This is a genomic window from Corallococcus sp. AB045, assembly GCF_003668895.1.
GTDB classification, from domain to species: domain Bacteria; phylum Myxococcota; class Myxococcia; order Myxococcales; family Myxococcaceae; genus Corallococcus; species Corallococcus coralloides.
Window position 1 is genome coordinate 1 of sequence record NZ_RAWN01000263.1, and the last position, 10,875, is coordinate 10,875.

The window sequence follows — 10,875 nt, forward strand, 5'->3', positions numbered from 1 at the left end:
GCGCCACCTCCCGCGCCCCCGCCGCCTTGCGAGGCGACAGCCCCATGCTGCGCGAACCGTCCAGCACCACCTCCACACGCGGCGACACCTCGTCCTGCCGCACGCGCAGCACCAGCTCCCCCGTGCGCGCCACCGCGTTCCAGTCCAGCTGCCGCAGGTCATCCCCCGGCTGGTACGCGCGGAAGTCGTGCAGCTCCATCGCGCTGCCCGCGGACGTGGCGCGCACCTCGCCCACCCGTCCCCGCTGCGGCAGGCGCGGCAGCGCCAGGCTCAACCCCGGCGACAGGCGCGCCACCTCCGCCTCATCCAACATCGCGCTCACTGCTGGTGGGCCCGCCGCTCGCGCTCAGCGAGCACCCGGTCCGCGGCGAACGCCGACAGGAACGCCACCAGCGCCACGCACAGGAGCAGCTCCGGCGGCATCTTGAGACCGCTCGGGTCGCTGTAGTCGTACCTGCCGAAGTTCACCGTCCCCAGTATCGGGTTGAGCAGGTTGAGCAGCTCATCGCGCCCCTCCAGGTTCAGGAACACCGCCAGCAGCGGCGGCACGCCCGCCCCCAGGATTCCCACCAGGACGTAGAGCAACCGCACCGACACCGGCGACGCGAACCGCCCCGAGCGCGGCATCCGCCCCAACAGCAGCGCCACCGACAGGTACAGCACCCCATAGAGCGCCAGCGCCGCCTGCGACATCCCCATCCGCAGGCTGCTCGTCGACCCATCCGACAGCCACAGCAGCACCCCGCACCCCACCGCCCACCCCACGAGCAGCAGCACCGACAGCCGGAAGCCGCGCAGCGCCCCGGGCTTGAACAGCGTCCATGCCCGAGTGCCCGCGCGCAGCGGCCGCGACTGCCCGTCCACGTCCGTCGCCATGAAGAGGGTGACGAAGATGAGGTGCAGCCCTCCGAGGATGCCCATCACCCCGGGGATGTCGTCATCCCGGTCCAGGAGCCACCACACCGCCGTCATCCCCACGAACGTCAGGAACACCTGCACCACCAACGCCCGCCGGGGATGGCGCGTGTAGTCCTCCGTCACGAGCGACAGCCGCGCCACCGCCGTCTCGAACACCAGCCACCCGTCCGATACGAGGAGCCAGAACGCCGCGCCCAGCCCCAGGAAGAAGTTCCGGTCGAACGAGAACCCGCTGCCACGCTCGTTCGTCACCACGAAGGTGAACGTCAGCGCCTGGAAGAACGTCACCACCAGCACGGCCACCAGCGCGAAACGCACCGCGGCCCGTCCCATCCGGCTGTCCGCCAGCGTCGCCGCGCACACCGACACGAGCGTGAGGAACACCATCCACGCCCCACCCAACAGCAGCACCATCAGGATGGTGGGCAGGTCGATGCCGTTGAGGAAGTAGCTGAACAGCAGGAACGGCCCCACCGCCGACGCGTACAGCACCGCCTGCACCAGGAAGGACGCCACCTTGCCGCGCAGGATGCGCCGGGGCCCCAGCCCCGTGAGCAAGAGCAGCGACCACGTCTCGTCCTCACGCTCGCGCGCCAGGGAGCGGTACGCGTTGAAGGGGATGAGGCCGAAGTGCACCAGCGCCAGGCACACGAAGAAGGAGAAGAAGTACGACCGCCCCTCGCGCGTGTACGTGCTGTCGTGCGTGTTCGCGAAGGCGATGAGCGACAGCACCAGGCACGCCGCGAGCAGCAACCCGAAGCTCACCCAGAAGATGCGCGTGCGCAGCCCCTGCCGCACCTCCTTCACCACCAGCGGGTTGAGCCGGTCGCCCCACCTCTCCCAACGGTCGGACGCCGCGGCGGGGACACCGGGCGCGGGAGCGGACTCGGCCGCGCCCGACGCGGGACTCGCTTGCGTGCTCACGCCACCCTCCCCTTCGTCACCGTCATGAACGCGTCCTCCAGGTTGCGCTCGCGCGGGCTGAACGCGCACACCGGCAGCCCCTGCGACACCAGCGCCGCGAGCAGCGCCGCCGCGGCCGCTTCCGCCTGCGCCGGCCCCGCGTCCGCCTCCAGCTCCAACCGCACGCGCAGCGCGCCGCCATCTCGCGCCACGTCCTTCACGCGCGGCTGCTCCAGCAGCGTGCGCTCCGTGCGAGACCAGAGCGCCTCGCCCTCGTCGCCCTGCGCCGCCAGCCGGACCGTCAGCTCCATCACGCGGGACGGGCCCGCGCTCTGGCGCAGCAGGTCCTCCACCTTGCCCTGGGCCAGCAGTCGCCCCTGCTCGATGATGACGCAGCTGTCGCAGATCTCCGCCAGCTCCGTGAGGATGTGGCTGGAGATGATGACCGCCTTGCCCTGATCCGCCAGCGCGCGCAGCAACTCCCGCAGCTCGATGCGCGCGCGCGGGTCCAACCCGTCCGCCGGTTCGTCCAGCAGCAGCAGCCGCGGGTCATGGAGCAGCGTGCGCCCCAGGGCCACGCGCTGGCGCATGCCCTTGGACAGCTCCGTGGTGAGCTTGTGCGAGAGCGGCCCCAGCCCCGTGAACTCCATCACCGAGTCCACCCGCTGCTTGCGCTGCGCGCCCTTCAGCCCGTACGCACGCGCGAAGAAGTCCAGGAACTCCCTCACGGTGACGTCGTCGTAGGTGCCGTAGCGGTCCGGCATGTAGCCCAGCAGCGGCCGGGCCCTATCCGGCGCGTCCACCAGCGACGTGCCGTCCAGCAGCACCGTGCCCGCGGTGGGCACGTCCAGCGTGGCCAGGATGCGCAGCGTGGTGCTCTTGCCCGCGCCGTTGGGCCCGATGAAGCCCAGGATGCCGCCGGCCTCCAGCGTGAACGACACGTCGTCCACCGCGCGCAGCGCCCCGTAGTCGCGCCGCAGCCCCTTCACCTCCAGCAGGCTCATCGTCGTGCCTCCTCGACCTGACCGCGCACCACGTGCAGCGCGGCCTCCAGCTCCACGTCCAGCACCGCCGTGGGCGAGAAGCCACGCCCTCCCAGCCGCGCCACGAACGTCCCGTCCTCCAGCTCCCGAACCAGGGGCGTCACCGCGTCCTGGAAGCGCATGCGTGGCTCGTGATCCAGGCCCAACAGGTCCTCGTCTCCGACCTTCGCCTCCCGCGGCGTGGCCAGCCCCTCCGCGCCGTCCGCCAGCTCCGGCAGGTCCCAAAACTGGCCGTCCAGCTTCAACATGCCGCCCTTCAGGGGAGCCCCCAGCGCGTTCTGCACCCGCACGCCGCCGTCGGCCTTGCGCGCCGTCAGCCGCGCGCGCGAGGGAACCACCGCGACCTCGCCCCACTCGCGGTAGCTGCGCGAGGGCAGGAAGCTGTTCTTCACCACCAGCCCGTTCGTCCAGTCCAGGAAGCGCGGCGGATCCTCGGGGGCCGTCGGGGCCAGCAGCACGCTGGAGGCGGGCATGCGCACGCTCTCTTCCGCGAGGTTCGCGTACCAAGCGTTGAGCCCCACCGTCACCGCGCGAGACCGCTCGCGGTCCAGCAGCGTGAGGCTGTAGCGCGCGGCGTGCAGGCTGAAGCCATCCACCAGCACGGACCACGCCACCAGCCCCAGGCTCGTGAGGACCGCCAGCGTGGGCACGGCGATGAGCACCGCGAGCGGCCCCTTGCGCCGCGCGAGCATCCACCCGCCAGGCCCCACCGCGAGCACGAAGAGGAAGATGAGCAGCAGGAAGCGGCCCACGGGCGCGCGGGCGCTCGACAGCAGCGGCAGGCGCCCATCGCTGAGCAGGTCGTGGCGCTCCCAGCGGGGCGGCGGGCCCGCGGGCTCCACCACGGCCGGAGACCGCTCCGTGTCCTCCCAGAGTCGGAAGCCGCAGCCCGGGGTCTGCTTCCGGCAGTCGCGGAACTGGCGCACGAAGCCGAAGCCGTAGGGTGACAGCTCCGCCTTCTCATCCTGGAGCAGCGGGAAGCGCAGGCGCGGATTCGCGGGGGGCTGGTCGAGCACCAGCCTGCCGCCGGTCACGGCGAACGTCTCCAGCACCGCCCAGACGTCGTCGGGCACCTGGTCCGCCGGCACCGCCACCAGCACCGCGTCGTAGCCCGCGTAGGCCGCCAGCTCGCGCGGCGCGGTGCGCGGCTCCACGAAGCGCGTGGCGACGAGCGGCTCATTGTTCTCCGGCGCGCGGCTCAGGCCGGTCGCCGCCTCGAAGGACTTCACGTCGCCCAGCACCATCACGCGGGCGCCCCGGTAACCGTCCAGGTAGAAGCCCCGGGACGCGGTGTCCATCCCGGGCGAGTCCAGGTTGAGGGTCCCCGACTGCAGGTCCGCGGGCATCAGCAGCCACGTGACGGTGCGCTCGCGGGGCCCCACTTCCAGCGAGCGCTCCATGATGCGCCCCTGCGAGTGGATGGACAGGCGCACCGGGCGCGGCTGGCCGCCGTTGTTGTGCACCGTCACCTGGATGGGCGTGAAGCCCCGGTTCGGCACGAGCGTGACGACGCGCACGGTGGCCTTGAGGTCGCCCTTGGTGGGGAGGTTCTCCACCGTCTCCACCACCTCGCGGTAGCCGCTGGCTTGAGGCTCCGCCTCCCGCACCTCCACCGCCTTTGGAGGGCTGGTCGCGAACGCCGCCGTCCCACCGGGAACGCCCGGCAGGCCCGTCCAGAGCAGGGCCCCCAGGAGCACGGCGAAGGCCCAGGGCGCGCGGCTAACCACGGGGCACCTCGGGCGTGGCCTTGAGCAGCTCGCGCACCACGTCCGGCGCGGTCACCTTCTCCAGCGACGCCTCGTAGGCCAGCACCAGGCGGTGGTTGAGCGCGGCGGGAGCGGCGGCCACCACGTCGTCGAAGCCCACGTTGGGCCGGCCCTCGAGCAGCGCGCGCGCACGGCCCGCGGCGGCCAGGGCCAGCGCCGCGCGGGGGCTCGCGCCGAAGCGCACGAAGCGGCGCACGGGTTCCGGAGCGGAAGGCTGGCGCGGGTCGGACGCCTCCACCAACCGGCCGATGAAGTCCGCCACCGGGCCGGGCAGGTGCACGCGGTCCACGGCGGCGAACAGGCGCGACAGGCCCTCCGCGTCCAGCACCGGCTCCTGCGCGGGAGGCGCGCCGCGCACGCGCGTGGTGAGCAGGGTGCGCAGCGTCTTGGCGCCCACGGGCGGCACGAGGATGCGGAAGAGGAAGCGGTCCAGTTGGGCTTCGGGCAGCGGGTACGTGCCTTCGAGCTCGATGGGGTTCTGCGTGGCGAGCACGAAGAAGGGATCGGGCAAGGGCCGCGTCTGGCCCAGCACCGTCACGGAGCGCTCCTGCATGGCCTCCAGCAGCGCGGACTGCGTCTTGGGGCTGGAGCGGTTGATTTCATCCGCGAGCACGAGGCTCGCGAAGAGGGGGCCCTCGCGGAAGACGAAGTCGCGGCGCGATTCGCCCTCCAGCACGTAGGTGCCGGTGATGTCGCCGGGCAAGAGGTCGGGGGTGAACTGGATGCGGCGGAAGGGCAGCGACAACAGCCGCGCCAGGGCCTTGCACAGCTCCGTCTTGCCCAGGCCGGGCAGGCCCTCCAGGAGCACATGGCCCCGGGCGAGCACCGCCGTCACGACCTGCTCGACGACCGTCTCCTGGTCGAGCATCACCTGGTTGAGCCCGGCCTTGAGCCGGGACGCCACGTCCGCCGCGCCCTGCGCTTCGGCGGGACTCAGAAGCTCCGCTGCCACGTCGATTCCCCCTTCTGGACTACGGACCACCGAAGTACCGCTTCACCAGGTCGCGGTTGCGAGGCAGCAGCGGACCGGAGGTCGGTCCCGCCGTCGCATCGCCCTTCGCGCCCGTGCCCTTCACGCTGGACGGCCCCGCCTGCCCCGTGCGGGCCCGCGGATCCGCGGCGCGAAGGCCCCACAACTCCTCCGCCTCGCCGCCATTGCCTTCCGGCAGCGGCTGGAACGCGAGCCGGTTCGGATCCATCTCCGCCTCGCCACCGAAGACGAGCGGTTGGCTCTCTCCGCCCCGGCTCGTCCCCGCGCCCTCACCCTTGCCCTGCCGCGTGTTCCGGCTCGCGTGCTGACTGCCCTGCTGTCCCTCGCCGTCGCCCTCTTCGCCTTCACCCTCGCCCTGCCCGTCCTCGCCCTGGCCTTGTCCCTTCTGGCCCTTCTGCCCCTGACCGGACTGCTGACGCCGGGTGGGACGCCGGGCCTGGGCGCCGCGGTTCCCTCGCGACGCGTTTTCCTCTCCGAAGCGCTGGGCCAGCGACTGCTGCCGCCGCTCCAGTGTGCGGCGCAGGTCGGAGATCTGATCCGGAGAGCCGGAGGCCTGGGCGCGAGCCGAAGCGCGGGCCTGGGCCTCGCGGGATGAATCACCGGAGCCCTGCTGCTGCTGTGAGCCCTGCTTGTCGCCGCCGTTCTCTCCGTCCGCACCCTGGCCCTGGGAGCTCCGCTCGGATTCGGGGGCATCCTGATCACCGTCGGCGGAGTCCTCGGCGTTCCCGCTGGCACGCGCATCCAGTGCCATCAGCGCCTGCTCCAGCGACTCACGCTCACGGGTGGCGGCTTCCGCACCACCAGCGGCGGCGAGCGCATCCTCCAATTCAGCGGCGGCCTCAGAGGCACGGTTGAGCTCGGCGGCGGCCTCGGAGGCGCGTTCAGCAAGCCGCTGCTCCAGGGCATCCGAGGCTTCCCAATCCGCGGAGTCGAAGCGCCCTTGCGCGACTTCTTCCGACAGCCGGCGCAGCTCCTCCTCGACGTCAGGGCCCAGGGGCTCCTCGCGAGCCAGGGCTTCGGCCTGGGCCTGCACGGCGGCAACCTGGGTCGCGGCGGCTGCATTGATGTTCGAGGTGCGCAGGGCCGGGAGCGGAACAACGAACCCCACAGCGAAGAACACGAGCGCGCCCAACAGGGCCCCTACGGGCCGGCGCCAGGGAACGTCCGGAGGCTTCACCTGCTGGGCGAACTGGTTGAGGCTCAGCTCCCACTCGCCAACAGGGCGCTCCAGTCGCGTGAGCAAAAGGCCCCCCGCGTTGGCGGAGCGGTCCGCGAGCACCGCCGCGTACTCCAGCGACACGCCCCGCGACCGCGCGCGAACGAACCACCACGCCAGCCCCGCGACGACAAGAGGCGGCAGGGCCCACACCACCCGGTCGCGCAAGAGCAGCCGGGACAGCACGCAAGCGGTGGCCAAAGCCCAAAGAGGAGCGATGCCCGCGCCAGCCCAGGCGACCCCATTGAGCCGCCGCTGCACGCGCCGGATGGGCGCGAGCACGAGGGACTGGAAGCGGCGTTCGTCACTGGCGGCCATGCGTGGAAGCCAGTGTCAGCCACCCGGCCCACTGTTCACAAGCCAAGCCCGGGAACAGTCGAATCCCGCCGCGGACGGTCGGGAGAACAGGGTGACCAGCCTCTCGCGTCATGAGAAACCATGACCGGTTTCCCTGTGCTGAGGGACGGAGCCTGCCTCTGCCGGAGCTTCCCCATGCTGACGTCCCTGCGGATCCAGCACTTCCGCTCCCTCCGAAATCTCAAGGTCGAGGGTCGGACCCGCGTCAGCTCGCTGTAGGTGCCGACAACACGGGCAAGCTCAATGGCCACGTTACGCCTCATGGTGGACGCACTCTTTGCTCGACTGTCAGCTGCGCCGCACCCAGCCATCCAGCGAGCGGATGACGCTCAACTCGCCGGCGGAGGGGAACCTTCAGGTCTCTACCCGGAGAAACGCTTCAACAAGTCCTCGCCATCGATAATCCAGTACCTCTCAGCATCAGGCAACCGCTCAAAAAAATCTCCATACTGCCCATGCCATCCATCCGGGACATATTCCTCAAATCTCGGGCTCTCCGCGTAAGCCGAGACAAGCACACGCTCGTCAAAGTCAACCAACAGGCTTGGAAAGCAGGAAGCTACGTCCCACCATTCGCTTGCCGTCCGCGAAGCCTCAACCAGACGCGTTCTCAACTCGTCCCGAAACACCCTAAAAGCTTCCATATGGCTTAGAAACATAAACACGGTCGTCCCATCAGCCACAGCGATGCCAAAACGCTCAGCAAACCCCGTATCAGGTACGGCATGTCCGGCATCCATGAACGCGCGGCGCCACTTTGTTTGGTCCAACACCCAGCAATCCCGCTCGCTCCGGTACCATCTCCATTCGTCGCCAAACCGCACAGCAACAACGATCAGCTGTTCTTCCTCCAAACCAACACCTTGCATCACTGAACCCACCTCCCCTGGGATAGCGGCTTCTTCAAACAACTCCGACCATACAAGAGGCAACCCCGGCGTCGTCGGGTCCACGACTTTCGAGGCCATGCCATTTGAAGGTCCTGGGCCACGACTCGCCCGAAGCTCAACGTTTCGTCGCCTGGTTCCACCGCTGCTGCTCCTGAACCCGTGCGACCCCAACAGGCGGCGGTTAGTGTGCCGCCCCCTATGAACTTCCGATTCCTTGGTCGCAGCGGTCTGAAGGTCAGTGAAATCTCTTTCGGCAACTGGCTCACGCACGGCTCCCAGGTGGAGGAGGACGCCGCGGTCGCGTGCGTGAAGGCCGCGCTCGACACGGGCATCACCACCTTCGACACCGCCGACGTCTACGCCGGCACCAAGGCCGAAGCCGTGCTCGGCCGCGCCCTCAAGGGCCAGCGCCGCGAAGGCTATGAGCTGTTCACCAAGGTCTACTGGCCCACCGGCCCCGGCCAGAACGACCGCGGCCTGTCGCGCAAGCACATCATCGAGTCCATCCACGGCTCGCTGCGCCGCCTCCAGACGGACTACGTGGACCTCTACCAGGCCCATCGCTTCGACGCGGAGACGCCGCTGGAAGAGACCATGCTCGCGTTCGCGGACATTGTCCGCCAGGGCAAGGCCCTCTACATCGGCGTCTCCGAATGGACCGCCGAGCAGATCTCCGCCGGCGCGAAGCTGGCCCGCGAGTTGCGCGTGCCCTTCATCTCCAACCAGCCCCAGTACTCCATGCTCTGGCGGGTCATCGAGTCCAAGGTCATCCCCACCTCCGACGCCGAAGGCCTGGGCCAGATTGTCTGGTCCCCGATGGCCAAGGGCGTGCTCTCAGGCAAGTACCTCCCTGGCAAGCCCCCGCCTGCGGACACCCGCGCCGCCACCCCGGGCTCGCAGTTCATGACCAGCTTCATGACCGACGACGTGCTCACCCGCGTCCAGCAGCTCAAGCCGCTGGCCCAGGAGGCAGGCCTGTCGATGGCGCAGCTCTCCATCGCCTGGGTGCTCCAGAACAAGAGCGTCTCCTCCGCCATCATCGGTGCGTCCAAGCCGGAGCAGGTGCTCGACAACGTGAAGGCCACCGGCGTGAAGCTGGACGCGGAGCTCCTGCGCCGCATCGACTCCATCCTCGGCCCCGTCGTGGAGCGCGACCCCGCGCAGACCAGCAGCCCCAACCGCAGGCCCTGAAAGTCGACGGTCGCCCGCCCGGCGGGGCAGGCACTCCAACGCCCGTCCCTCCCGGTGCCCGAGATATGACATCCGCGCCCTGGTTTCGCCGCGCCCGTCCAATGGCGCGCGACAGCGGGGTGAACTCCACCCCGTTCCATTTGACTTTTGAGTCGGGGGGAACAAGAGACTGCGCCGCGCGTTAGAGCGGTCCCACTCTTGAACCGGGCATTTCCCACATGACGTCCTTCTTCCTCCTGGCCCAGGCGGCCCAACCCGAACTCGGATGGTTGAGCAGCAAGCTGCTCGGGGTGACGTTGGGCAGCGCCGAGTGGGTGCTCTGGCTGCTCGTGTCGCTGTCCATCATCTCCATCGCGGTGATGCTGGAGCGCGCCGTGTACTTCTCGCGCCACCGGCTGCCCAACTCGGAGGCCCTGGCGGTGCGCCTGGCGCGCGGCGAGTTCGACGCCGTGGCCGGTGAGGTGAAGAACCAGAAGGGCATGGAGGCCTCCGTCATCCGCGAGGCCCTGGCCTCCGCGCCGCAGGGCCCCGACACCGTGGAGCAGGTCATCGCGTCCACCGTCGCCCGCGAGCGCCCCCAGTACGAGCGCGGCCTGTCCATCCTGGGCACGCTGGGCAACAACGCCCCGTTCATCGGCCTGTTCGGCACGGTGCTCGGCATCATCAAGGCCTTCAACGACCTGGGCGCCATGAATACCAAGGGCGGCGCCATGCAGCAGACGGTGATGGCCGGCATCTCGGAGGCGCTCGTCGCCACCGCCGTGGGCCTCGCCGTCGCCATCCCCGCCGTGGTCGCCTTCAACATCTTCAACCGCCAACTGAAGACGCTCACCAGCCGCACCACCGCCCTGGGCCACGCGCTCGTGGGCGCCATGAAGGCGCGCAAGCCGGGCGCCGCGGGGGGCAACTAGCCCATGGCCGGCGGCGCGAACGACAGCGACGAGGAAATCTCAGGCATCAACGTCACCCCGCTGGTGGACGTGGTGCTGGTGCTGCTCATCATCTTCATGGTCACCGCCAACTTCATCGTCCGCGAGACGGTGGAGGTGGACCTGCCCCGCGCCGCCAATGGCGGTGAGACGGTGCAGGGCCTGGTGAACGTCGTCCTCGACAAGGAGGGCAAGCTCTACTTCGACGGCGCGGAGGTGACGGAAGCGGACCTGTCCCGCCGCGTGACGGAAGCCGTCGCCAAGGACAAGGACACGCGCGCCATCATCAGCGCGGACCAGACGCTCGCCTACGGCCGCGTGATGCGCCTCATCGACGTGGTGAAGGGCCAGGGCATCGCGAAGTTCGCCCTCAACATCGAGAAGGACGCCGCCCCTCCCCGGGCCGCGCCCGCCACGCCCTGACACGAGGCTGAGCGACGATGAGCCAGGCGGTCCTCGACCCCTCTTCCCTGCCCCAGCGCGACCGCTCGACGCGGTTCCTGCTCGTGTTCGTCCTCGTGTCGCTCGCGCTGCACGGGGTGGGCTTCGGGCTTCTCTCCACCCTGGAGGGCCGCAAGCTCGCGGCCATCCAGAAGCCGGTGGAGATGGTCATGGTGGAGGTGCAGAAGCCGCCGCCCCCACCGCCTCCGGAGGAGAAGCCGGAGGAGCCC

General features: G+C 70.0%; 10 protein-coding genes and 1 pseudogene. 4 read left to right on the forward strand and 7 right to left on the reverse strand.

The annotated features are described in order from the left end of the window. The 7 genes from D7Y21_RS37180 to D7Y21_RS37210 all read right to left on the reverse strand — a co-directional run. Positions 1-313: DUF58 domain-containing protein (locus tag D7Y21_RS37180; RefSeq protein WP_199735566.1), on the reverse strand; the 313-nt coding region annotated here is incomplete at its 3' end. 5 nt (positions 314-318) lie between these two features. Then, positions 319-1,842, reverse strand: a complete 1,524-nt coding sequence (locus tag D7Y21_RS37185; RefSeq protein WP_120561270.1) for an ABC transporter permease — start codon at positions 1,840-1,842, stop codon at positions 319-321. Beyond that, positions 1,839-2,825, reverse strand: a complete 987-nt coding sequence (locus D7Y21_RS37190) for an ABC transporter ATP-binding protein (RefSeq protein ID WP_120561269.1) — start codon at positions 2,823-2,825, stop codon at positions 1,839-1,841. Before D7Y21_RS37190 ends, D7Y21_RS37185 begins: the two co-directional genes overlap by 4 nt. After that, entirely contained in the window at positions 2,822-4,591 is a 1,770-nt protein-coding gene (locus D7Y21_RS37195; RefSeq protein ID WP_121718219.1) for a hypothetical protein, read from the reverse strand. Before D7Y21_RS37195 ends, D7Y21_RS37190 begins: the two co-directional genes overlap by 4 nt. Beyond that, positions 4,584-5,582, reverse strand: coding sequence for a MoxR family ATPase (locus tag D7Y21_RS37200; protein ID WP_199735567.1), 999 nt, complete (start codon positions 5,580-5,582; stop codon positions 4,584-4,586). Before D7Y21_RS37200 ends, D7Y21_RS37195 begins: the two co-directional genes overlap by 8 nt. Positions 5,583-5,601: 19 nt before the next feature. Continuing rightward, positions 5,602-7,155: a hypothetical protein gene (locus D7Y21_RS37205; protein ID WP_121718220.1), complete on the reverse strand. Its 1,554-nt coding sequence runs from the start codon at positions 7,153-7,155 to the stop codon at positions 5,602-5,604. 401 nt (positions 7,156-7,556) lie between these two features. Continuing rightward, complete coding sequence (locus D7Y21_RS37210) at positions 7,557-8,162, reverse strand: hypothetical protein (RefSeq protein WP_147469481.1); 606 nt, start codon at positions 8,160-8,162, stop codon at positions 7,557-7,559. Positions 8,163-8,282: 120 nt separating this feature from the next. Between D7Y21_RS37210 and D7Y21_RS37215 the strand changes: the two genes are divergently transcribed. The 4 genes and pseudogenes from D7Y21_RS37215 to D7Y21_RS37230 form a co-directional block, all read left to right on the forward strand. Then, complete coding sequence (locus D7Y21_RS37215; RefSeq protein WP_121718222.1) at positions 8,283-9,275, forward strand: aldo/keto reductase family protein; 993 nt, start codon at positions 8,283-8,285, stop codon at positions 9,273-9,275. A gap of 218 nt (positions 9,276-9,493) precedes the next feature. Then, positions 9,494-10,186 (forward strand): MotA/TolQ/ExbB proton channel family protein, encoded by a 693-nt coding sequence (locus D7Y21_RS37220; protein ID WP_120561265.1) that lies wholly within the window; start codon positions 9,494-9,496, stop codon positions 10,184-10,186. Between the two features lie 3 nt (positions 10,187-10,189). Continuing rightward, positions 10,190-10,627, forward strand: coding sequence for a biopolymer transporter ExbD (locus D7Y21_RS37225; RefSeq protein WP_120561264.1), 438 nt, complete (start codon positions 10,190-10,192; stop codon positions 10,625-10,627). A 17-nt stretch (positions 10,628-10,644) separates the two neighbouring features. Beyond that, positions 10,645-10,875 (forward strand): annotated as a pseudogene (locus tag D7Y21_RS37230) (energy transducer TonB); the annotation flags it as partial.